This window comes from Bradyrhizobium sp. 141 (assembly GCF_023074055.1).
Classification (GTDB): domain Bacteria; phylum Pseudomonadota; class Alphaproteobacteria; order Rhizobiales; family Xanthobacteraceae; genus Bradyrhizobium.
This window is the reverse complement of record NZ_JADPKR010000013.1, coordinates 283103-305135: the sequence shown is the minus strand read 5'-3', so window position 1 is coordinate 305135 and position 22033 is coordinate 283103. Positions and strand designations below refer to the sequence as shown.

Here is a 22033-nt window from a genome sequence, read left to right as displayed (position 1 = left end):
TAATGTCTGGCTCTGAAAAGCTTCATGACGTGACGATCGAAGTCAACGGCGTTCGCAAGACGATCGCCGTAGAAGCGCGAAAATTGCTGGTCCATCTGATCAGGGAGGACCTTGGTCTCACCGGCACGCATGTCGGCTGTGATACCTCACAATGCGGCGCCTGCACCGTGGAGATCGACGGACGCGCGGTAAAGTCCTGCACCCTGCTGGCCGTGATGGCAGACGGCGCGTCGATCACGACGATTGAGGGTCTGGCCGGTCCAGGTACCGAACTCAGCCCCATCCAGGCGGCATTCCATGAGCATCACGCGCTCCAATGTGGCTTCTGCACGCCCGGGATGGTGATGAGCGTGCGCCAGCTATTGAAGGATCAGCCGGATCCGAGTGAGCACGAAATCCGCCATGCTCTCGCCGGCAATATCTGCCGCTGCACGGGCTATCACAACATCGTCCGCGCCGTCGAAAGCCTGACATCGAAAGGCGATCAGCCATGAACGATACGACTGCGATCCGCCATATCGGCCAGCCGCTCAGGCGACGGGAAGATATCAAGCTTCTCGCCGGCAGGGGCCGATACGTCGATGACGTCAGATTACCAGGCATGCTGCATATGGCGGTCCTGCGGTCGCCGCACGCCCACGCCGAGATCAGAAGCGTCGATCTGTCCGCGGCTAAAGTCGCACCGGGTGTTCGTCTCGTCCTGTCCGGCAAGGCGCTCGACGGCAAAATAGGCCCGATCGTACCGAACTGGATCATTCCCGGCAGCAAGGTGCCGTTCCGTCCGGTGGTCGCAACCGATCGCGTTCGCTTTGTTGGCGAGTGCGTGGCGCTGGTGGTGGCGGAAACGCTCGCGCAGGCCTATGACGCAATCGGTCTGATCAATGTCGATTATGCGGTGCTGCCCGCCGTGACCGACGAGGAAATCGCCATCAGCGATAGCGGACCGCAGCTCCATGACAACGTTCCGGGCAACATCACCACAATCTACAAGGTGCGCGGAGGCGATTACCAGAAGGCCGCCCGCGAGGCCGATCAGGTCATCGGACTGCGCGTCGTTAATAACCGCTTGATCCCCACCTGCATGGAAACGCGCGCGATCGTTGCCTCGCCAGAACCGGACGGCACGCTGACGGTCTATATCGGAAGCCAGGTCCCCCACATGCACCGTCGCTGGATCGCCGAGACAGTAGGCATTCCCGAGCATCAATTGCGGGTCGTCGCACCTGATATCGGCGGCGGCTTCGGCGCCAAGATGCATTTGTATCCGGAGGACCTGCTCTGTCCCTATCTCGCGCGCGAACTCGACGCACCGGTCAAATGGTGGGAAAGCCGTTCCGAGAGCCATCAGTCGACCAGCCACGGTCGTGCGCATACCGAGAATATCGAGATCGCTTTCAAGAACGACGGCACCATCCTCGGTCTCAAGGTGGCAACGCTCGGCAATGTCGGCGCCTATCTCTCCAACATGGCGAGCGGCGGTCCAACGGTAAACACTATCAATTTCGGTACGGGCACCTACAAGATCGACAATTACGAGGCCATTTCCCGCGTCGTCGTCACCAATACCGTGCCCGTTGATGCCTATCGCGGTTATGGCCGACCCGAAGGCGCCTATATTGCCGAGCGTGCAATCGATGCGGTGGCGCGCCATCTCAAGCTCGACCAAGTCCAGGTGCGGCGTAGGAATTTCGTTCAACCAGCGGAGTTTCCCTATCGGCCCTACGGCAGCATGGGGGTAATGTATGACAGCGGCAACTATCAGGGACTTCTCGACAAGGCGCTCGCGGCTTTCGATTATGACGGACGCCGTAGTGAATGCGAGGCCCTGCGCAGCAGCGGCATCTATCGCGGCGTCGGCGTTGCCGCCTATACTCATATGTGCGGGATGGCACCGTCACGCCGGTTGGCCGTGAGCGGATTTGACCGCGGCGGCTGGGAAAGCGCGCGTGTCAGCATCGATTCCAGCGGGCGAGCCACGATCTATTCGGGTTCGATGAGCCAGGGACAAGGCCACATCACGTCGCTGTCGCAGATCGCGGCAGACGTTCTGCAGATCCCAATTGAAAACATCGACATCGTACAAGGCGACACGCGCCAGGTGCAGGCCGGCCACGGCACGTTCAATTCCCGTTCGATGGCGGTCGGCGGATCCAGCGTGCACGTATCCTCGCAGCGCATCGTCGCCAAGGCCAAGAAGATTGCGGCGGGCATGCTGGAAGTTGACGAAGAGGATATCTCCTATTCGGCGGGCGCGTTCAGCGTGCCCGGGACTGATATTGCGCCGGTAACGTTCTCAACGGTGGCCCGTATGGCCTATGTCGGCCACAAGCTTCCGGACGGTATCGCGCCGGGCCTTGATGAAACGGTGTTCTACGACCCGACCGGCATGGGGTCGCCGTCAGGCATCCATCTCGCCTATGTCGAGGTCGATGCGGAAACGGGGATCGTCGATATCCTCGACTACGTCGCGGTGGATGACGTCGGTACGCTGATCAACCCTCTTCTCGCGGCCGGCCAGATCCATGGCGGCGTCGCGCAGGGCATCGCGCAGGCGCTCTATGAAGAGGTCAGCTACGATCCCGACAATGGGCAACTTCTGACCGGCTCGCTGCTCGACTATGCCGTTCCGCGAGCCGAACATGTGCCGAATATCCGATCACTATTCCAGGAAACGCCGTCGCCGACCAATCCGATAGGCGTCAAGGGTATCGGCGAGAGCGGCTCCATAGCCGCCCCACCTTGCATGGTTCACGCCGTGCTCGATGCCTTGTCACCGTTCGGTATCACTCATCTCGACATGCCGCTGACCCCGCCCCGAATCTGGGCGGCGGTACAAAAGGCACGCACCGGAGCCTCCCAATGATCCCCGCAGCCTTCGACTATGTCCGCGCGTCTTCGCTCGCACAGGTGATTGATCTTTTGCACGACGATCCCGACGGAACGAAGCTTGTGGCCGGTGGCCATACCTTGCTGCCGGCACTGAAGCTGCGGCTGGCGTCACCCGCTCTGCTGATCGATATTGGAAGCCTCACCGAGCTCAAGGGAATCGAGATTAGCGAGACCAGCATCAAGATCGGTGCATTGACGACGCATACCGAACTCCTTGCTTCCGAGCTGCTGAGTAAGGAGCTGCCGGTCTTTAGCCAAGCGGCCAGCCTCATTGCCGATCCCCAGGTACGTAACCGCGGCACGATCGGGGGCTCGCTCGCGAACGCCGATCCCGCGGCTGACTGGCCGGCGGTTGTGGTGGCCTTGCAGGCAGAGATCGAGATCGCAGGCACGAATGGCCTGAGAAGGGTGGCGGCAAAGGACTTCTTCGTCGATATCTTTTCGACGGTTCTGGAACCGAACGAAATCCTCGCCAGTATCCATATCCCGCAGCCGAAGGCCGGCATGCGCTTCATCTACCGAAAGATCCGGCACCCCGCGAGCGGCTTTGCCGTGGTGGGAATCGCGGTAGGAGTGCGACTGCAACAAGGAGTGGTCGCCGATATTTCCATCGGCGTCACCGGTGCAGCGAGCCACGCCTTCGCCGGCCAGCAAGCCGCCGATTTCCTGACCGGCAGGACGCTTTCACGGCAAAACATCGATCAGGCAGCAAAATTGCTGAGCGAGACCACCGAGTGTCTCTCGGACCGCTACGCGTCGGCGGAATACCGTGCTAATCTTATCCGGATCGAGACTACGCGGGCACTACTTGCGCTTTCGTCCTGAGACGGGAGCCTTCCGGACAGCCGCCACACGATCAGTGGCATGGCCGCCAAACCGCTTGCGGTTGAACGGAACAGCACCTGCCCCGGGAACGACCTCGACGTCCTCGAGCCTCAGCGGCTTGCCGCCCGTCGTTCGCAGTTCCGGATATTCGATCGGGCGCCCGGCAATGCGGTCGCGGAACACGACCTGCGGCCCGGCCGGCTCCGCCAGCCAGTCGTCACCCCATTTCTTGAGCGCGAGATACGCTGGAAAGAAATCGCGTCCCTTCTCGGTCAGAACGTACTCATATCGACCGGCGTGCTCGGGCAACGGCATCCGCGTCATCATACCGGCATCGACAAACTTCTTCAGCCGGGTGCTCAAAATGTTGGGCGCTACGCCGACGTAGTACTCGAACTCGTCAAAGCGCTTCACTCCGTAATACGCTTCGCGCAGGATAAGCATCGACCAGCGGTCGCCCACGACCTCCATGGCACGTGCCATGGAGCATTCCCTGTTGGCAAGACGGCTTTGCTTGACACTGGACATAATTATCCTTCAGACCCGAGCTCGGCCATACCATATTGGCTCGGGTTCGGATATGTCTAGCCTCGCCTTGGCATCTCGGCCAGCAATAGCCCGCAATGCTCGTGGGCGCGGTCAGCCTCGATCATGGCGCCGAAGCGCTGCCGACGCTCTCTGGGAGTTCGGATCGTTCCATTGCGAGGCACCGCAACAGAGCCGTTTGTCGTCTTGCTTTCGAAGTCGCTGCTCTACTGCGGTAAGAGAGAGCGATCCAAGGACGGTCAGATACTTCTCGCGCTCGCTTTTGAAGAATTTCACTGCTTGAGAAACGTCCATTGTCGCGACTCGCCGCGACGCGCTTGCTTTGACCCTCGCGATATTCTCGTCACTCTCGCTCCAAACGTTTAACGCATCATTCAAACGCGCGACAACATCGTCAGGAGTACCCGGCGGCGCAAACAACGCCGACCAGATACTGTACTCGAAATTACCGACTTTCGCGCTCTCCCCAATAACCGGAACGGTCGGTAAGTCAGGATTGCGCTCCGCGCTGGCGATCGCGATCGCATTGACCTGCCCCGTCTGAATGAGACCTAACGTGCCACTGCCCAACGGCATAAACGCGAGGTCGATATGTCCGCCGAGCATGTCCGCGATCACCGGCGCGGCCCCCCTGTACGGCACCTCCAGAAATCTTGTCCCCGTCCGCTTCTGAAAATCGGCGCCAACGACATGTGGTGAAGATCCGGCGCCCCAATGTGCAAGAATCAGTTCCTTGCTGCCCGGCTTAAGAGCGTAGTCGACTAGCTCGTCGATTGACTTGAACGAATGGGTCTTGCTCGACAACAGGATGAAGTCAGACTCGCCGACGATGCCTATCAGCTTGAATTTCTCAGGTTCATACTTGGCTGACGAAATGGTAGCAGGCGCCGTCATGAAGTCCGAGCCCGTGGTACCGAGCAGCGTATAGCCATCCGCCGGAGCCTTTAGCACGGCCGTTACGGCAATCGAACCGTTAGCGCCAGGGATATTTTCCGTGACTATCGGTTTGCCGAGATGCCGCTCCAGCACCACATTCGCAGCGCGGATCGAAACATCAGCTGGACCGCCAGCCGGAAATGCCACCTTCACACTCAGCGGCTTTGTCGGGTAGCTTTGTGCGATCGACGGTCCTGTCGTCAACAGCAGCGCTTTCCATAGCAATATGGTAGTGGTGATCAAAATACGTATTCTCATGTGTGAGTTACCAGACTTCTCGTCCCGATCCCCGCGAAAATTGCGGACTCATTTTTTGATCCGGCGGGCTATGAAACCGCGATGAAGAATGCAACGAAAGTAATGAGTGTTACGCTCCAGCCGACAATTATGATCCGCCACGATTGCGGCGAGATCTGATTTTGATTCAGCTCTGAGATCTCATCCATCTTCGCTATCTACTCTAGGAATGCTTGTTCAGCTTCCGTAGCGACATCGACAAACGGCTGCTCTTCGAAAGCACCTCGAGGATTACTCCTTCCCGGTGCTGTCCGTTCATATGCTTTCGGCACCGTGGCTACGATGTTTCCGAAGGGAGAGCGGCGCGCCGATGGGAGACAAGGACTCCAGCGCTGCCGAGACGCTTCAGTTCCGCGTCGCTGAGGCCAAGTTCGCTGAAGACCGCGAAGTTATGTTCGCCCTGAAAGGCAGGCGTGCCGATCGGTGCCAACTCTTCTGCCGAAAATCGCCACGGCCGGCCCGGCAGTCGATACTCGCCGCCGCTGCGGTCCGAAACGTGTTGAACGGCCCCCCAATAATCGCTCCACTCCGACGCCGTTAGCTCCTTGATCGACCGGATCTGGCCCATGGCAATCTTGGCCTCGTCAAACTGGGCGTCGAGGGTTGCCATATCTGGAAACGTCAGGATCCAGGACTGGATGATCTGGTGCAGCACGCTGAAATTCAACCGGCGCGCGGCGGCAGTGGAGAACCGCGGATCATCCATGAGATCGACGCGACGCATGGCACGCAGCCAAGACGGAAAGGTCCGGCTGCCTATAATGCTGGTCGCGACCGTGAAATTTTCGCCCTGCGGCCCTGTGAAGAACGAGCAATCCGTGGCGCCGAGGACCGCAGGCTCGGCCCCGATGTCGTCATCGGACAAATCGACATGCGCGCGCTCGTTGACCGCGAGCAGCGTCGCCGCCATTGCAATGTCGATATACTGCCCCTCCCCGGTCCTCTGGCGGCTGTTGAGCGCCGCAAGGATCGCGATCACGGCTTGCAATCCGGCGTAGACGTCCGCGTGTGACAGGCTGTCGGTACGCGGCTCGGTCAGCGCGCTGCCGTAGTGACGAACGCTGTTTTCTGTAAATCCGGCCTCGGCCTGCACGGTTGGCGCATAGGCCATCCGGCTCCGCCACGGACCGCCCTGGCCATAGCCAGTGATCGACGCATAGATCAATCGCGGGTTGCGTTTGGACAGTGTCTCGTAATCAAGGCCGAAGAAACCCAGAGTGCCGGCTCGGAAATTTTCGACGACGATGTCGGCGCTGTCGCAAAGCTTCAGCGCCAGCTCATAGGCGCCCGGCCTATTGAGATCGATGCTGACATTGCGTTTGCCGGCGTTTTGCTGGGCATAGTAGCCCGACATGCCGTCCGTCGACGGAAAGGCGAAGCGCGAAACATCCGGGCTCGGCGGTTCGACCTTGATGACCTCGGCTCCGAGATCCTGCAAGGTCCGAGCGCACAGCGGGCCAGCCAGCACGCGAGAGAAGTCGACGACGCGGATTCCATTCAAGGGGCCCGCCATGTCAGCGCCCCGCGAACTTGGCGAGACCGGGTCCGTTCTTGCGGAACGACGCAAGACCGGTCTTGAGATCTTCCGACGCCCAGATCGGCGCCTGTACTCTTGCCATTGCCTCGTCCGCGGCCACCACGCCTTGACTGACGGCGATATGCGCAAGCTCCTTGGTCGCTGCATGCGCGACCGTCGGCCCCTGCGCGAACTCCTCCGCGACGGCCATGGTGGCCGTCTCCAACGACTCTTCCGGGACAGCGAGATTGATCAATCCCCACTTCTCCAGCGTCGATGCATCGTAGCGACGGGCCAGCATCGACATCTCCTTGGCCCGCTGTGCGCCGATCCGCTGCACCTGCCGCTGGATTCCACCCAACAACGGATGCAGCCCAAGGGTCGCCTCGACCGAACCGATCTTCGCGGAAGAGGCTGCGATGATGTAATCGCACGACAGCGCAAGCTCGAGACCGCCGCCTAGGCAAACGCCGTGAACACTGGCGATTAGCGGAATTGGCAGCAGTTCCATGAAGCGCAGGAATTCGACGCCGTTCAGCCGCCGATTTTCACTCGCCTGATCCGCGCTGCCCCCCTCCACCCGCTTCTCGAAAATATCCAGATCTGCGCCGGCGGAGAAATGCCGCAGTCCGCTACGGATAACAATAGCGCGGCTGCCTGCCCCTCGCGCCGCCTCCACCTGCTCGACAATCGCGTTGAGGAGCTTGGGGCCGAGCAGGTTGTACGGCCGGTAAACCATCGTCAGAACGGAGATATTGCCGCGCTGCTCGCGCGTCACCAATGCGTCCTCGGACAAAGCTTCCTCCTGTTTGTCAGCGGTTCTCGCGACCGCGTCATTCCAGCCAGAATTGCAAGCTACATCATGACTTGCGTTTTGCAAGCTGTAACTTGCTTCTGCGTCAGACGCCTTGGCGTTCGACTCGATTCTTCAGAACGCCGATATTCTCGACTTCCAGCTCAATGCTATCCCCGTGCTCGAGATACCAACCAAGTTCGAGGCCGCAGCCATTGCCCACGGTGCCGCACCCGATGAACTCGCCGGGCATCAACGTCTCGTCCCGGGTGATGTGGGCAATGATTTCCTCGAACGAAAACAGCATGCCTTCGCTCGTGCCCTGTGAACGAACCTCGCCGTTGACGCGGGCTTCCATCTTGAGTTTGTAGGGATCGCCGATTTCGTCGGGCGTCACAATCCACGGCCCGAGCACGTTGCCGCCATCGAAGCTCTTGCCTTTGGCCGGCCCCAATCGCCCCTCCATCTCTATGCGCTGAGCATCCCGGGCCGAAAAGTCATTGAAAATCGTGTAACCGAAAATGTGATTGCGGGCCTTCGCCGCAGGAATGTTCGCGCCCCTATTCCTGGTGACGATTCCGAACTCCAATTCGTAGTCCATTACCTGGCTATAACGCGGCCATTTGACCGTCGTGTTGGGCCCCTTCACGCTAAAGCGGTTGGTAATGTAGTAGATCGGTTGCTTGCGATACACGTCGGGCAGCTCGGGCAGCGGCGCCGCCTGCAGGCGCGCCAGCTCAGCCGTATCGCCGGCCAGTCGCGCCTTTAGTTTGAGATGCCCAATTGGGCCCTGAACGATATGAACCGGAAACGACATGCCATCGCGCATCTGACGCGGCTCCGGCAGCGGGGCAAGAATCTCGGATTCCCCAACCGCAGACCACAAATCCTGATCTTTCCGATAGCGGTCAACCAAGTTGGATGCTTCGTCGAGCGCGGCGTCACCGTGATCCACAAGATCAAGCATCGAGTTGAACGCCGGATTTTGCTTACCGGAACGCTGCGATGCAGAAGCGAGATCGAACAGCAAGTCGCCGTCGGCATTGACTAGCCCGATCTTATTTTGACCGCCTGATCGATAGGTAGCTAGTTTCAAGATGGGCCTCCCAATGAAATGAGTGGTCTTCGAGCGCAGCATAGACAACGGCTTGCAGTTTGCAAGTCATTAGCTCCGAGCCCAGGGCTGAGTTCGGAGACATGTCCGATCACACCGCTGCGGTCGGCCGAGGAGCGCTAGGTGATCTAGGAACCATGAAAGACGGGATGGCTGCTGCCGGGGGCGATCCATCCGGGCCTTTCGGTCGGCAAGCTGATCATATGGAGGTGGCCAAGTTCACCTGACTGTCGTCTGGCGGCGGGAACGCGGACATGATCTTGGATCTGAACATTGGCTTCCATTTTTCTCCGTCGTTACGCGTAGGCGAAGTATGAGCAGAGTCGATCAGGATCGATGCCCACCGCGGCTCGGATCGGACCAGAATGAGAGGCCGCCTCTCATCGAATTGACATAACGCGCCATTCGTACTGAGGGCTGGCTAAAGAGACGAGATCACGCAGTATCACGACAGCCAGCGCGCGACGCCTTGAAGTTGTCTCGTAAACATTCTGGGTGAGGCAATGCTGGAGTCAATTTCCCGACTACATGGTGCCAATCGTCCAGACCAGACCCAACGGCCGCGAGTTCGCGTTCACCCGGTGAGTGCGGCTCCGGATCACCCGGCGCAAAATACAACTCCATCATTGATGCTGCTTTGCAGGCGCAATCGGCAAACGCCCGTTACTTCCCCGTTCAGATGCGGAGAAGTTCGTATCGCGCATGAGGAGCGACACACCCATGACTTCCTCAAGCACCTTGATCTGGCGACTTACAGCACCATGTGTCACACCCAATTCGGCCGCTGCACGGCTAATGCTGCGTTGTCTTGCGGTCGCCTCAAATGCGCGCAAAGCGTTCAAAGAAGGCAAAGGTGCGTGCATCCGTCCCCTCCAGAGTGGAGGTGATACTATCTCATAAGAAGAAACGCCTGTTGTCCTTCAAATTCGTAGTTATTGGGTAAGAAATCGCACGGCGAGGCAAACCGAGATGCAGAAGTCTACGAGGAGTGCAACCCACATTGTCATGGCCTTGCCGACACCTCCGCTACGAAGTCGGAATATCCCGTTATCCTTGCATCTGGGCAGGCCATTCGGGTGACTTTCCCAGTCAGTTCTTCAATCAAACTAAGTTATAGCACCACCGGGCCAACGCCGCTTTTCCTGTCACTTCAGCAGCTGTTCAGATTAGAGATCGATCGTGGCGCTGTTGCACGCGAGCCTCAGCACCATCCGCTCATGACCGTCAAGGGTAGATCTTACCCGGGTTCATGATACCGGCTGGGTCCAACGCCTCCTTCACCGCCTTCATCAGGGCGACGCCCTGCCCGTGCTCGGCGTCCATATGGGCGATCTTGTGCAGTCCGACACCATGTTCGCCCGAACAGGTGCCGCCCATAGCGATGGCTCGACGTGCGGTGCGGAATGCGAGCCCCTCAGCTCGTGCCGTCTCCTCTGCATCCTTGGGATCGAACAGGATGCCGAGATGGAAATTTCCATCGCCGACATGTCCGACGATCGGCGCGGTCAATCCCGAGGCGACGATGTCGGCTTTGGTCTCCAGCAGGCAGGCCGGCAAGGCCAGAGCCAGGAAGCTCAATGCCGAGCACGAATGCGCTAACGAGATGTTCTGGGTCTAGCGTCGGCACGGATGGTCCAACTTCAACGGAGCGTGAACGACCGCATCAAATTGGACAAGCCTTCGGATCGAGCTGACCGGAAGCCGCCAAACAGGACATTGAAGCGCAGAACACCCGCACGAGAAGTTCATCGCCCCTAAAATCATATCGTCCCCATCAATACCCCACCACGAATTTCACCTTCAGCAGAAGCCCGCGTCACTGCGTTGCTGCGCTTCGCTCGAAGGGCTTATTTTCAGCGATGAACCTCGCGGCCAGCACCAAAGCGCCCATCGAAAACTCCTTTCCGTGCGCAGCGATCATGCGCTCCGAAAGTTCCGCCAGTTCCTTGAAGAATTGATCCTTGCTTTCGGCTTCGTTGAGCGATCGGGTAGCGGTCATAACGTGTCTCCTGATGATACTGGCAGAGCTCTCCGGCTTGGTACCGGGTCAACTATTTGAAAACGTAAGCGGGAAACGTCACGATCGCCGCTTCCCCGTCGCTTGTTCCGAATGCAAGATGTTGGCCATCGCCGGACCAACGCAGGGTCTGGACGGCGCCTCGACCAGGCGACCTGACGACCAGTTCGTCGGACTGTCCGAGCCTTGCGACCGCGACCATGCCGTCGGCATAACCTGCCGCAACCAGGCGACGCTCTGGGTGAATATCTACCGCCTCGACGAGGACGAACCGGGCGCGACCCGTAGCGAGATTCGTCGGCTGATCGCTTTCGCCATCAAGGCTGGAAACGTCCCATGCGATCATCCGATAGGCCCCACTCGTAACAAGGACGCGGGAGTCCGCGCTCCACGAAAGAGAGGCAACGGTTGCGGGATAGGTCGGAATCCGGACGGTTCGCGCATCGGCAAGACGCACCAGAACAATGCCTGTCTTCCCGGCTGACACGGCCAACCAGCTCCCATCAGGGCTCCACGACAAGGCCGAGACTGAGCCCAACTCAAAAGAGGCGGAGGGCTCGGGTCGTGGCCCGAAGCTCCGGACGAGCAGACGACCGTCGGCTGCAATCGCAAAACGCCGGCCATCCGGCGATACAGCCATTGCCGACGCTTGCCCTCCGACCCGCTCTTGCAGCCAGGCGACTTCGCCGTTGGAATCGTAAGACATGATTGACCCGCCCGAAGCTGTCAGGATGCCTCCCGCCGGTACAGAAGCAATGAGATCGATAGGCGCCTCGTGGCTCGACACCACCCGGGTGACGCCGGACGCCGACACACGAAGCAGTCGGCCGTGATCCGTGGCAACAAAGTCCGAGGTCCCGAGTGCAGTGAGATGGGGCGAGGCATCGCTGATTATCACTTTCGTCAATGGCGGCACCGGCTTCCGTCGCGGTGAAATCGTCGTCCGGCCGTCGTCGAGCGCCGCGCGACAGCGATCTTGCACCGGCTCGACGTCAGTTAGCGGAGCCATCGCCAACGCGCCATCGGCGAGCGCGAACGCAACTCCCTGTCCCGCAGGATCGAAGACCGTATTTGTAACGGCCGTACCCACCGTCCAATGCCGCCCAAGCAATTCATAGAGCGTCGCGCTCTCTGCTTCCATCGTATCCATCGGTTCGCCTCACGTTCTGGTCGTCTCATCTATCGGCGGCAATCCGCCTGTCTAGTTCTTCAAGGCGTTGCTCCAGCGCGGCGCATTGAGCATCACATTCTGCTATTCCGGCATTTGCCATCTGCAAGCGCTCAAGCGCATCGGCGAGCGCCTTGGCCAGTTCAGGCGAGCCGCCGATGGCCGCAATCTCTTGCTCGATGCCCTGAATCTCAAATTCCGCGCCGCCGCTAAGCTGACAATTGAGCAGATTGCGCGATTGAACGGCCGATATCTCCTGAACGACCTGCAGCCGCCGGGTCAGCATTTCGACTACGGTCAGGGGACCGGCACTCATGCACCGCTCTCGACCTGGAGCAGGATCCGCTGCAAGCCACCCACGCCCGATACAAAGTGTCGCTGCGCATCATTGATGTGGCATTGCAGCGAGTCCCATAGATCGACCCTCAACAACCGCGATGGATCGCCGGCCATGGTCTCGAGCGCCTGCAGACCGAACTGATGCCGCAAACCGATACCCTGCAAGACAAAGTCCGTCAGTTCGCGTGCATGCGTTTCGATGAAAGGACGCAATAGCGGATGCACGCCATAGCTGATGCCGCGCTTCGCAAGTTCGGTCTCGATGAACACTACAAAGTGCCTGACCAGCAGACTTTGGCTTTCGCCAACCAGGTGCACAATGAAGGTTACGTCGCGGTCCGCACGCGAAAGGATCTGTGACGCGAGCGCCGCCGCAGCAGGCTCCTCAGCCCCCTTCTGCCCGTCCCAGAGCGTCGCCATGCCAGATCCCGTCCTCAGCTCCGCGAACGATACTGATGCAATTTGCGATACAGAGTGGCACGCGAAAGCCCCAGCTTCTCGGCGGCGGCCGCAATGTTGCCGCCAGCGTTTGCCACGGCCCTCTCGATGGCGCGACGCTCCATGTCGTCGAAGCGCGCGATCTCGTCACCTTCCAGCGTTGAGCCATGCCCCGTCGGCAAGGGCATCGAGGGTGGCGGAACCGCCACTTCCACGAAATCCTCGGGCAAGTCCCTGGGCGTAACCACGCCGGTGAGCGTCATCAGCACGAGGTTCTCGATCAGGTTGCGCAGTTCGCGGACGTTCCCGGGCCAGCTATAGCGCCGCAACAATTCCATCGTAGCTGCCTCGAAGCGCAGCGGTTGGGTGCTATAGGTGTCCGCGAATTGTCGATTGAAGTGGTCGATCAGGATTTCGACGTCGCCCAGGCGCTCCCGGAGCGGCGGAATGGTGATCTTGACGACGCCGATCCGGAAATAGAGGTCCTTCCGGAAACGTCCCTCCACCACTTCCTGCTTTAGATTCCGATTGGTCGACGCCACGAGCCGGACGTCTACTGGACGCGGTTTGTTGTCGCCGAGGCGGTACACCGCACGCTCTTCCAGCACGCGGAGCAGGTACGGCTGAAGATCCAGCGGCATCTCGCCGATCTCGTCGAGGCTGAGCACGCCACCATTGGCAAATTCAAAGCGGCCGGGCTTCCCCTCTCGTGTGGCGCCGGTATAGGCGCCCGGCGCATGTCCAAACAGCTCACCGCCAAGAAGCTCTTTCGAGACCGCACCACAATTGAAGGCGACGAAAGGCTCCTTGCCGGTCTTCTGGCTGGCGGCATGAACGAGACGAGCAAACAGCTCCTTGCCAACTCCCGTCTCGCCCTCGAGCAGAATAGCCGTCCGCCCGAGTGCCGCCCGTTCAACCTTTTCAACCACATCCTGCAATGCTTCGCTGCATCCGACAATCGCTTCCTTTGCCGACATGAGGGCCGCGCGCGCTATCGGCGAAACTTGAGACGCGGCAGAATTCATCCGCGGCCTCGATGCGAGCACGAGCATTGCCCCCTTCACGATACCGTCGACGAGCAATGGCTCAATCCGCTGTTCTCGCAGTTCCTCCGGCAGCCCATTGGTCAGGTCTTGAGCTAAACGACCATCGCTGCTCGGTAGAATCCGATTTCCGATGCTCAAGTCGCCGGACTGCGCGATGCGTCGCCAGCGAACTGACGCCATGTCATTGTGATGAACGACCCTGCCGAACCGGTCGAGAATCACGACTCCGTCGCTGCTGCCCATCCCCGGCATCCGCGAAATGCTAGCCTCGAGCAGCCGTATTCTTTCAAGGCGGATCTTTTCCGAGAGCGCGAGCTCGATGTGATTGGCCGCAATCACCGCCAGTGCGACGTTGTGCCGGTGAAAGATCGCCTGAGGTCCAGAAAAGTCAATGATGCCGATGATGCTGCCGTCGATGGGGCTTCGAATGGGGCTACCGACGCAAGTCCAGGCTTTGATGCCTTCGGAAAAATGCTCGGCAGCATGGACATGGACCGGTTTTCCCGTGATGAGCGCAGTGCCGATGCCGTTAGTGCCGGTCACCGTCTCACCCCAGGCAGCGCCGACCTCGAGGCGAATATCGTGCCCTGCATCAATCGTCCGCTGATCGCCGCCCACATCGAGCACGACGCCGTTCCTGTCGGTGATGACCAGCATGGTCGCGGCGTCGCCGAGCACTTCCGCGACGCGGCGAAAGGTCTGAGCGCTCGAACCCAGCAAGTCATCGTTCTTCAGACGCAACTCGTAGAGATCGTCCGGCGAGGCCACGAGATTGCTGCCCTTGCAATGCGCATTGACCCCGGATTTGACGCTGCGCTGCCATGATTCCTCAATGACACCGCGCACCAGCGCGTTCTCGCGCCTGAGGTCGCCGGACGTCAAAAAGTTTTCCCAGGCGCTGTTGGTCTCTCGCTCATCGTATGGCTGCCCCTGCTCGACATCCGTGACGCCCGGAACCTTGCAGCCTTCCAGGGAAAACGGCGGCTTAGCCATGAGCGTTTCCGTCAGCATTGGAGCACCATACGTAAGTTGGCAAACAACCCGATCGGCAGAAGCGACCTGAACCGGACCTGATCGGGATCGTCACCCCACAGGCCCGGTTCGCGGAGATCATTCGGTGCTCTTGGCGACGGCATCCAATCCGAGACGGCCCGAGATGATTTGCTCCAGGCGCTGCTCGGATGACTCGTCGGGCACGATCACGCCCTCAAGATCGGCGAGAACTTTCCGAATCTCCTCGTCCAGCGGATCGAAGAGCCCGTTCTCCCGCGTGGCCAGGGCGAAGTATCGCGATTGGCCCTTTCCACGCATTTCGCCGACAAAATGGAGTTGTCGTCCCGACGCGAGATCTGCGATCACGATACGGCCGTTGAGGCTGATCCGCACATAGGGTTCCGCCTCTCGCGGACGGCCCGGCGGCGTGTACCACAGCTTGCCTGATGGCTGGGGCTGAGGAGGAGGCGTGGGATTGCGCAACTCCTGCCAGCGCCCACCGGTCAGATGATTGGCGACCGCGTCGATCTTCGTGCGGTTCTTCTGAATGAAGTCCTTCGCCGCGGCCTCCTCGCGGTACGGGCCGTCGCGCTTTGAAATGATGTGGACCATGGTCTCCTCCTCACCCGATCAGTCGGATGGCCGTGGAGGCTTGTTGTACCGCCTCCTTCGGCGCATGCCGGAGCTTTCAAGATTGTAGCCCGTTCTAGATCATTGTCACCGTCCAATCACGCGATTGCGGAGTTCAAGCTGTCGCCACCAACTCGCGCGTCACGCCGGCCACGGCATCCCGCTCGCCGGATCCGGCGCGGCGGAATACGGACCGCATACACATGCCTCATGCACGCCCAAGCTTCTCCGCCCCGCCGCCCAATGCTGGTCCCTGTGTCGGATCGATGTACTCCGGCACGTCTGCAACCAGCGTGTTTGTAGTCAGGACCAGGGTGGCGACGGAAGCTGCGTTCCGAAGCGCCGTATATGTCACTCGGACCGGGTCGACGATCCCGGCCGAGACCATGTCGAGGAACTTGCCATTGGCAGCGTCGAAGCCGACGCCCGCCGGCGCGCACTGCAAGTCGGCCACGACCTTTGCCGCATCGTGGCCCGCGTTCCGGGCAATAAACGCGGCAGGACGGGACAGTGTCTCGCGCACCAGCTTGATGCCCTCGCCCAGGTCGCCATTGATGTTGCCGAGCGTGCGGGCGACCACCGGCGCGCATTGTGCCAATGCGGTGCCACCACCCGGCACGATGCCCTCCTCGGCTGCAGCACGCGCTGCACTGAGTGCGTCGTCGATCAACTGGATTGTACGCTTTTGCTCGACCGGAGTGACGCCCCCCACGAAGATCACGGCAGTGCCACCTGAGAGCTTTGCCAGCCGCTCCTTGAGCTTGTCCTGTTCGATGTTCGGTGGTGCCAGATCGTATTGCTTGGCGACCTGCTGGCGCCGCGCGGCGATCGCCGCATTGTCGCCGCCGCCGCGGATGATCACCGTTTCGCGGGCACTGGCCCGAACCTGGCGGGCGGTGCCGAGATCGGCGAGGCCGGCTTCCTCCAGCCTGCCGCCAAGCTCGCGGGCGATCACTCGCCCCCCCGTTATGATGGCGAGGTCGTCCATCATGGCCTTGCGCCAGTGACCATAGTCGGGCGGATTGACGACCAGAACCCTGCCGCGGTTGCCGTCGCCAAGCAGCGTCGGCACGACTTCTGGCGCAATCTCTTCAGCCACAATAACAAGCGGCCGTCCGGTCGACGCGACTGCGGCCCGCACCGTCGAAAGCTCGCCCGGCGTCTTGATCTTCAGATCGGTCAAAAGAATGTAGGGTTGGTCCAGCACCACTTCCATCTTCTCGACATCGGTCACCATGTGGTGCGAAATGTAACCACGGTCGAACGACATGCCTTCGACGACCTCGAGCGTCGTGTTCGTCGTCAGCCCGTAATCGGAACTGATGATGCCATCCTTGCCGACGCGCTCCACGGCCTCCGCAATCAGCCCGCCTAGATGTGCATCGGTCGACGCAATTGTCGCCACCGCCTGGAGTGTCTTGCGGTCTGAGACGGCAATTGCCGAGTTCTTCAGGGTCTCGACAACGACCTCGACGGCCCGGTCAATACCCTTGCAGAGATCTACAGCCTTGGCGCCGCGCTCCAGGGCAACAACCCCTCCTTGAATGAGACCATTTGCAAGCACCATCGCCGTCGTCGTACCGTCCCCGGCGACTTCGTTGGTCTGCATCGAGACCTCGCGCACCACCTGGGCGCCCATGTTCTCGAAACGATCGGGCAACTCGATTTCGGACGCGATGGTGACGCCATCGCGTGACACGATCGGCGTACCGATTGGCCTGTCGACCATCGCGTTCATGCCCTTGGGCCCGAGCGTCGATTCGACGGCAGCGGCGAGCTTCTGGACTCCACGCGCAAGGGCGCGACGAGCCTCTATGTCATGCAGCAGAACTTTTGGCATTGCGTTCACTCCCCACGTGGTCTCGTGTTTGTCAGGTCGGGCGGACTTGCTGACCGCTCCGTTATCGGCAGTCGCAGATGCGTCTCACGCGGGCGCGACGGCATGTTTTTCGGCGGCGGCCGCCAGTTTGATGGTCGAGCCGGCACAACCACTGCCACACGCGCCGCACGTGGATGCCCGTTCCGGACCGCCACCATCGACTTCGCGATAGCGGGCGGCTAGAAGGCCCCTGCAAAGCGAGCTGTTGAACTCCATATTGATCCGCACCCCCCTCAACCGCTGCAGATACGAGACCAGCTCGTGACGCCTGATGGCGAAGCCCTCGTAAGTGACGAAGGCGTGGTCGTCGGGGAGATGGGCCAGATGCCGTTCAACCAGGAGCTCACGATAACGCAGCTTCTGGCGCGCGACTTCTCCCGGCCCGAAGTCGACTTCGTCGTAAGCGCCCAGAGTCATTCGGCAGATCGCCGAATCCTCATAACCCAGGCCGCGCAACGCCAGCATCATGAACTCCTGGCGCCGCTCGAACGCCTTCCGGCGGAATTTCTCGCGCAAATCGTCAAGAGATCCTCCAGGCGCAAAGTCCTTGAGTGCTTCGGCGAATGACTTGCCCTCGCTGACGCCACGATTGATCTCCTGGGCGACCATATGATCCCGGAGTAGCGGTCGCGCTTCGCGAACCCACGGCAACGCTGACACCGCATGACGCATGTCGTCAGCCATGAGGAACGCGAAGTTCGCAGAACACCAGTAGGTCGGCAGGCGAAAAACGATGTCGACTCCGCCATCGTCATGGACAGTGACGAGCTCAACGAACCCGAGGTCGGTCACGGACTCGTCCAGTTCAGGATCCGTGACCGTTGCGAGGCGCGTCCACACCTCGCTGGTTCGTTGGTCACTATGTGGAAGGACCTCGTCCATCCTCGTCACTCCGCCGCGACTGCGTGAGCTTTTGTCCCAAGCTTCGCCTTCTGCTCTTCGACGTCGACCCCATAGAGGCGCGCGGCGTTGAGGCCCAGGATCTTCTTTTTCGCCTGCGGGGTGAGATCGACGCCGTGCTCCTGCTTGAGATCTTCCGGAAGCTCGAAGTTCCAGAACTTTTCGACCAGCCAGCGGGGCGTCCAGATCGCGTAGTCGCTGCCGAACAGAAGCTTGTCTTCGCCGACCCAGAACAGGAGCTCGCTGATCACTTCAGCGAAATAGCGCGGGCGCCCGTGGATGAAGGGCAGCGCCACCGCGAGGCCGCCATAGACGTTGGTCTCCTGCACTGCGATCCAGCAGAAGTCATCCAGTCGCGGCAGCCCACAATGCTCGATGATGAAATTGAGGCCCTGAAAGTCGGTCGCGGCATGATCCACGTCGTGAACGTCGAATGCGTCCTTGTCCAGCGGGATGATCGTCGGTCCCTTGTGGACGTGGACGTTAGTGATTCCGAGCTTCTGGCAGAGCTCGAAGCAGCGGTAGGCGTTGGGGTCTGTGAGCTTCCACCCGCGCGAGTCCCCCTTCCACTCGGCCGTATAGAGCTTGACGCCCTTGATGCCGAACGTCTCCTTCATATAGTGGATATACTCGAGCGCCTTCTCACCGTCCCGCGGATCAAAGGCGCCGTTGACGATGAAGCGATCCTTGTACTTCTTTGCCATCTCGGCATTGCGATCGATGGTGTTGAACCCGTTCTTGTAGAACTCTGTCAGATAGGTCGACTGAACGACGGCCATATCGTCCGGACCGTCGACGAACAGGTCGTTGTACATCTGGTCGGCGCTGTATTTCTCGAACTTCTCCTTCGGCCAGAGCTTGTCCTTCGGACTCAACGAGGTGTGATAGGCATAGAAGCAGTCGATGAATTGCTTGCCGTGGACGTTGAGCTGGTTTGCCGGACTGCCATCCCAGAAATGGGTGTGACCGTCGATAACGAAAACTTCCTCGCCGCTGGGAGTTATGAACATGATAGTCTCCAGGAATTCTTGGTTAGCTCTATTCGATCAATCCGCGCTGTGATCGCGCGAGAACACTTCGAGAAGCGGCGGGGCACAATCGCTGTGGATGCAGCCCCGCCCAGTCAGGGAGACAATGGAGCTCACTCGATGTATTCGAAGACCTCGTCCATGTTGCCGAACAGCGTCACCGTGTTGTCGTCGATGCGCACCATCCGGCCGTAGTGGGTCGAGGTGTTCACCTCAAAGATCTCGGCCGTCATTTCCTTCCCGAGGATTTCGCTGATCTCATCCATCTTGAAGATCAACTTGCCCTCGCCGTCGATACGGATCAGGGCCGGTTGATAGGTCACGGTCACGTTCGGTTTCTTCCCCATGAATTCGGCGATGGCGCGCGCTTCGACGCTGTCGTTCATCGTCACACCGCACTGATGAGAGATCGTCTGTTCGAAACGAAGGTCTCCCATCTTCTGGAAGATGTTCTGGTTGGTGGCAGATCTGGAAGCAACGGACATTGCAATTTACTCCTTGGGAAGGGTGAGGCCGAGTTCGCCGAGAATCTTCTTGACGCGTTCAACCGACTGCGCGCGGGCATCGGCGTACTGCACCGGCTTCGAATGCGGCTGCGACCAGATCGGCTGCAGACCTGCTGCCGCCTTGTTGGCGAGCGCCACGTGCTTGTTCACCCAGCCCTGGAACAGCTTCTTGTTGTGAGCTGCGTGCTGATTGTCGGTGGCCAGAAGATGCATCAGGTCGATCGTGTTTGCGAGATTGCGTTCATAGTCGGCCTCCGCCGCCGAGATGACGGGCGGCGTGATGAAGTCGCCATTCGACGAGGCCGTCTGCATGAGGAAGCCACTACGGAACAGTTCGCCGACGAGCGGCTCGAACACGATGTTCGTGGCGAAATACTGCTCAAGATAGTCGGCCGATCCCATGATCGACTCGATCGCTTCCCGGGTGCCTTGCCAGCCCTTGTCCTCAAGCCAGACGCGCTTGCCCGCAGCATCGTCGAAGCCCTGAACGTCCATTCCGATCTCGGCGAGATAGAGCGTGATATCCTGGGCCAGGCGAAGCTTGTAGGACGAATTGGTCAGCGTCGCGTTGTTGATCATCTGGGTATAGCCGTAGCGCTGGGCTTGCATCAGCGACGTGCCAAGCCCGAACTCGACGTGCTTCCACGCACCGAGATGATTTTGCAGGATCTTGATCCATGCTTTGTCGAACGACTTCGGGGCGCCTGACTTGCGGCCATTGGCGATCACCGCCTGAACCATCGCCTCGATCTTGGACTGGCGCTGGTAGTGCGTGCGCTCCCATTCCTGGTCCGGAGCACGGAAGGCATGCCAGTTCGCGCTCAGCGCCGCCGTGTTGTCCTTGGTATAGGCGCCCTTCCCGTTCGGGAAAGAAATGATCCAGTCCTGCAGCAGATAGCGCTCCGGATCAGGCTGCACGTCAACGGTCACGTCCTCGTAGTGCGTGGCCCGCTTGCTACGTGGCTCGAAATACCGGTACTTTCGGCTGTCCGAGTCGGGAAATATTGCAGCACCGGCTGCGCCGGATCCGACTGAAACATTTGGAACGGCAGTCATAGTCTCTCTCCTCCCATTGGTGGCTCTATACTCATTAGGTCGACACGAAGAACGTCTCAGTTGGTGGCCGGTGTAAACTTGTCGAAGAAGACGCGCTCCGATTCGACATCATTCATCTGCAAAACTGGCGTCAGTGCCTCGATCATCGGCGATGGCCCGCAGGCATAAACGTCGACGTCTTCGCCATAGCCCGAGCTGCGCAGGTGTGCTCCGACCGCCTCGTGCACGAAGCCTTTTTCGCCGTGCCAGGTCGCGTCGTCGGTCGAATGAGAAAGTACCGGTACGAACCTGAACTCCGGATGCTTCTCGGACAGTCCGGCGAAGCGATCGAGATAGAACAGGTCGTTTTGCGTGCGGGCCCCGTAGAAGAAATGTACGGGGCGCACTTCGCCGGAGTTGAGGTGATCGTGCAGGATCGACCACAGCGGCGACATTCCCGAGCCGCCGCCAACCAGGATCATGGCTCCGGTTTTGTTTTCTCGTCTGAAGCAGGTGCCGTAAGGTCCCTTGATCTCGACCCTGGTTCCGATGGCGAGGTCTCCGTCGAGCCGGGAGGAGAAGCGTCCGTTCGGGTACTTCTTGATGATGAATGCGAGTTTTTGGCTTTCGCCCGGCGAATTTGCCATGGAAAACGAGCGCGTAATCGTCTCTGCCCCCGAGAGCGTGATGTCGACATATTGACCCGCCCAGAACTTCAGAGGTTGCTCCAGCGAGATCTCGAGGTGCCTGATATCGTGGGTCAGCGCGGAGACGCCCGTCACTGTGCCCGTGAACTCCTTGACCGGAATCGATTTGGACAACACCTCCTCGTCGTAGTTGAGGAGCTCCACCTCAAGATCCGAATAGGCCAAGGTTCGGCACAACAGGATATAGTCCTGACCGCGCTCCATTTCGTTGAGCGCAAAGGTCGAGTATTTCTTCAGCTCTACATCACCGCCAGTGAGCACGCATTTGCACGCCGAGCATTGCCCCTCTTTGCAACCGTGCGGCAACGCGATGCCCTGGCGGAACGCGGCGTCGAGAACGGTTTCGTTCTCCTCGACCTCGAATTCTATGCCCACGGGTTGCAGGCGTACGACATTAGCGGGCGCGCCCATAGGGGCCTCCTCAAACCAAG

General features: G+C 60.0%; 22 protein-coding genes. 3 read left to right on the top strand and 19 right to left on the bottom strand.

Annotation, left to right across the window (positions count from 1 at the left end):
* The first annotated feature begins 2 nt into the window (after positions 1 to 2).
* The 3 genes from IVA81_RS03640 to IVA81_RS03630 are packed head-to-tail and all read left to right on the top strand — an operon-like array spanning position 3 to position 3714.
* Positions 3 to 494 carry a (2Fe-2S)-binding protein gene (locus IVA81_RS03640; protein WP_247312354.1) on the top strand — a complete coding sequence of 164 codons (492 nt, stop codon included), beginning with the start codon at positions 3 to 5 and terminating at the stop codon, positions 492 to 494.
* Positions 491 to 2863, top strand: a complete 2373-nt coding sequence (locus IVA81_RS03635) for a xanthine dehydrogenase family protein molybdopterin-binding subunit (protein ID WP_247312351.1) — start codon at positions 491 to 493, stop codon at positions 2861 to 2863. Before IVA81_RS03640 ends, IVA81_RS03635 begins: the two co-directional genes overlap by 4 nt.
* Positions 2860 to 3714: a xanthine dehydrogenase family protein subunit M gene (locus tag IVA81_RS03630; protein WP_247312349.1), complete on the top strand. Its 855-nt coding sequence runs from the start codon at positions 2860 to 2862 to the stop codon at positions 3712 to 3714. Before IVA81_RS03635 ends, IVA81_RS03630 begins: the two co-directional genes overlap by 4 nt.
* On the opposite strand, the gene IVA81_RS03625 is transcribed toward IVA81_RS03630, so the two are convergent.
* The 19 genes from IVA81_RS03625 to IVA81_RS03535 all read right to left on the bottom strand — a co-directional run bounded on the left by IVA81_RS03625 (position 3694) and on the right by IVA81_RS03535 (position 22013).
* On the bottom strand, positions 3694 to 4197 hold the full coding sequence (locus IVA81_RS03625) for a helix-turn-helix domain-containing protein (protein WP_247312347.1): 504 nt from the start codon (positions 4195 to 4197) through the stop codon (positions 3694 to 3696). The genes IVA81_RS03630 and IVA81_RS03625 overlap by 21 nt on opposite strands.
* Before the next feature lie 156 nt (positions 4198 to 4353).
* Positions 4354 to 5454, bottom strand: coding sequence for a tripartite tricarboxylate transporter substrate binding protein (locus IVA81_RS03620; RefSeq protein ID WP_247312344.1), 1101 nt, complete (start codon positions 5452 to 5454; stop codon positions 4354 to 4356).
* A gap of 316 nt (positions 5455 to 5770) precedes the next feature.
* On the bottom strand, positions 5771 to 7006 hold the full coding sequence (locus tag IVA81_RS03615; RefSeq protein ID WP_247312341.1) for a CoA transferase: 1236 nt from the start codon (positions 7004 to 7006) through the stop codon (positions 5771 to 5773).
* A gap of 1 nt (position 7007) precedes the next feature.
* A complete protein-coding gene (locus IVA81_RS03610) occupies positions 7008 to 7805 on the bottom strand; it encodes an enoyl-CoA hydratase/isomerase family protein (protein WP_247312337.1) in 798 nt (265 codons plus the stop codon).
* A gap of 103 nt (positions 7806 to 7908) precedes the next feature.
* The gene (locus IVA81_RS03605) at positions 7909 to 8898 is read right to left on the bottom strand and encodes a fumarylacetoacetate hydrolase family protein (protein WP_247312334.1); all 990 of its coding nucleotides are present in this window, start codon (positions 8896 to 8898) and stop codon (positions 7909 to 7911) included.
* A gap of 641 nt (positions 8899 to 9539) precedes the next feature.
* Positions 9540 to 9779, bottom strand: a complete 240-nt coding sequence (locus IVA81_RS03600; protein WP_346659361.1) for a LysR family transcriptional regulator — start codon at positions 9777 to 9779, stop codon at positions 9540 to 9542.
* Positions 9780 to 10140: 361 nt separating this feature from the next.
* The gene (locus IVA81_RS03595) at positions 10141 to 10494 is read right to left on the bottom strand and encodes an FAD-linked oxidase C-terminal domain-containing protein (protein ID WP_247312331.1); all 354 of its coding nucleotides are present in this window, start codon (positions 10492 to 10494) and stop codon (positions 10141 to 10143) included.
* 238 nt (positions 10495 to 10732) lie between these two features.
* Positions 10733 to 10915, bottom strand: coding sequence for a hypothetical protein (locus IVA81_RS03590; protein ID WP_247312329.1), 183 nt, complete (start codon positions 10913 to 10915; stop codon positions 10733 to 10735).
* A 52-nt stretch (positions 10916 to 10967) separates the two neighbouring features.
* Positions 10968 to 12083 (bottom strand): WD40 repeat domain-containing protein, encoded by a 1116-nt coding sequence (locus IVA81_RS03585; protein ID WP_247312326.1) that lies wholly within the window; start codon positions 12081 to 12083, stop codon positions 10968 to 10970.
* 25 nt (positions 12084 to 12108) lie between these two features.
* Positions 12109 to 12417: a hypothetical protein gene (locus IVA81_RS03580; RefSeq protein WP_247312323.1), complete on the bottom strand. Its 309-nt coding sequence runs from the start codon at positions 12415 to 12417 to the stop codon at positions 12109 to 12111.
* The gene (locus IVA81_RS03575; RefSeq protein ID WP_247312320.1) at positions 12414 to 12860 is read right to left on the bottom strand and encodes a hypothetical protein; all 447 of its coding nucleotides are present in this window, start codon (positions 12858 to 12860) and stop codon (positions 12414 to 12416) included. The genes IVA81_RS03580 and IVA81_RS03575 overlap by 4 nt, the downstream gene beginning before the upstream one ends.
* A gap of 14 nt (positions 12861 to 12874) precedes the next feature.
* Positions 12875 to 14917 (bottom strand): sigma 54-interacting transcriptional regulator, encoded by a 2043-nt coding sequence (locus IVA81_RS03570; RefSeq protein ID WP_247312317.1) that lies wholly within the window; start codon positions 14915 to 14917, stop codon positions 12875 to 12877.
* Between the two features lie 117 nt (positions 14918 to 15034).
* Complete coding sequence (locus tag IVA81_RS03565) at positions 15035 to 15529, bottom strand: hypothetical protein (RefSeq protein WP_247312314.1); 495 nt, start codon at positions 15527 to 15529, stop codon at positions 15035 to 15037.
* 226 nt (positions 15530 to 15755) lie between these two features.
* On the bottom strand, positions 15756 to 17387 hold the full coding sequence (locus IVA81_RS03560) for a molecular chaperone GroEL (RefSeq protein WP_247312311.1): 1632 nt from the start codon (positions 17385 to 17387) through the stop codon (positions 15756 to 15758).
* A gap of 84 nt (positions 17388 to 17471) precedes the next feature.
* Positions 17472 to 18308 (bottom strand): iron-sulfur cluster assembly protein, encoded by an 837-nt coding sequence (locus IVA81_RS03555; protein ID WP_247312308.1) that lies wholly within the window; start codon positions 18306 to 18308, stop codon positions 17472 to 17474.
* Positions 18309 to 18313: 5 nt separating this feature from the next.
* Entirely contained in the window at positions 18314 to 19336 is a 1023-nt protein-coding gene (locus tag IVA81_RS03550) for an amidohydrolase family protein (protein WP_247312305.1), read from the bottom strand.
* Positions 19337 to 19467: 131 nt separating this feature from the next.
* Entirely contained in the window at positions 19468 to 19839 is a 372-nt protein-coding gene (locus IVA81_RS03545) for an MmoB/DmpM family protein (RefSeq protein WP_027550986.1), read from the bottom strand.
* A 6-nt stretch (positions 19840 to 19845) separates the two neighbouring features.
* Entirely contained in the window at positions 19846 to 20916 is a 1071-nt protein-coding gene (locus tag IVA81_RS03540) for an aromatic/alkene monooxygenase hydroxylase subunit beta (RefSeq protein ID WP_247312303.1), read from the bottom strand.
* Positions 20917 to 20972: 56 nt separating this feature from the next.
* On the bottom strand, positions 20973 to 22013 hold the full coding sequence (locus IVA81_RS03535; protein ID WP_247312301.1) for a 2Fe-2S iron-sulfur cluster-binding protein: 1041 nt from the start codon (positions 22011 to 22013) through the stop codon (positions 20973 to 20975).
* Positions 22014 to 22033 lie beyond the last annotated feature (20 nt).

Coding starts and splice junctions, on each gene's coding strand:
- IVA81_RS03640 (WP_247312354.1), top strand. CDS start 3: ATGTCTGGCTCTGAAAAGCTTCATGACGTGACGATCGAAGTCAACGGC.
- IVA81_RS03635 (WP_247312351.1), top strand. CDS start 491: ATGAACGATACGACTGCGATCCGCCATATCGGCCAGCCGCTCAGGCGA.
- IVA81_RS03630 (WP_247312349.1), top strand. CDS start 2,860: ATGATCCCCGCAGCCTTCGACTATGTCCGCGCGTCTTCGCTCGCACAG.
- IVA81_RS03625 (WP_247312347.1), bottom strand. CDS start 4,197: ATGGCACGTGCCATGGAGGTCGTGGGCGACCGCTGGTCGATGCTTATC.
- IVA81_RS03620 (WP_247312344.1), bottom strand. CDS start 5,454: ATGAGAATACGTATTTTGATCACCACTACCATATTGCTATGGAAAGCG.
- IVA81_RS03615 (WP_247312341.1), bottom strand. CDS start 7,006: ATGGCGGGCCCCTTGAATGGAATCCGCGTCGTCGACTTCTCTCGCGTG.
- IVA81_RS03600 (WP_346659361.1), bottom strand. CDS start 9,779: ATGCACGCACCTTTGCCTTCTTTGAACGCTTTGCGCGCATTTGAGGCG.
- IVA81_RS03590 (WP_247312329.1), bottom strand. CDS start 10,915: ATGACCGCTACCCGATCGCTCAACGAAGCCGAAAGCAAGGATCAATTC.
- IVA81_RS03585 (WP_247312326.1), bottom strand. CDS start 12,083: ATGGATACGATGGAAGCAGAGAGCGCGACGCTCTATGAATTGCTTGGG.
- IVA81_RS03580 (WP_247312323.1), bottom strand. CDS start 12,417: ATGAGTGCCGGTCCCCTGACCGTAGTCGAAATGCTGACCCGGCGGCTG.
- IVA81_RS03575 (WP_247312320.1), bottom strand. CDS start 12,860: ATGGCGACGCTCTGGGACGGGCAGAAGGGGGCTGAGGAGCCTGCTGCG.
- IVA81_RS03570 (WP_247312317.1), bottom strand. CDS start 14,917: ATGGCTAAGCCGCCGTTTTCCCTGGAAGGCTGCAAGGTTCCGGGCGTC.
- IVA81_RS03565 (WP_247312314.1), bottom strand. CDS start 15,529: ATGGTCCACATCATTTCAAAGCGCGACGGCCCGTACCGCGAGGAGGCC.
- IVA81_RS03560 (WP_247312311.1), bottom strand. CDS start 17,387: ATGCCAAAAGTTCTGCTGCATGACATAGAGGCTCGTCGCGCCCTTGCG.
- IVA81_RS03555 (WP_247312308.1), bottom strand. CDS start 18,308: ATGGACGAGGTCCTTCCACATAGTGACCAACGAACCAGCGAGGTGTGG.
- IVA81_RS03550 (WP_247312305.1), bottom strand. CDS start 19,336: ATGTTCATAACTCCCAGCGGCGAGGAAGTTTTCGTTATCGACGGTCAC.
- IVA81_RS03545 (WP_027550986.1), bottom strand. CDS start 19,839: ATGTCCGTTGCTTCCAGATCTGCCACCAACCAGAACATCTTCCAGAAG.
- IVA81_RS03540 (WP_247312303.1), bottom strand. CDS start 20,916: ATGACTGCCGTTCCAAATGTTTCAGTCGGATCCGGCGCAGCCGGTGCT.
- IVA81_RS03535 (WP_247312301.1), bottom strand. CDS start 22,013: ATGGGCGCGCCCGCTAATGTCGTACGCCTGCAACCCGTGGGCATAGAA.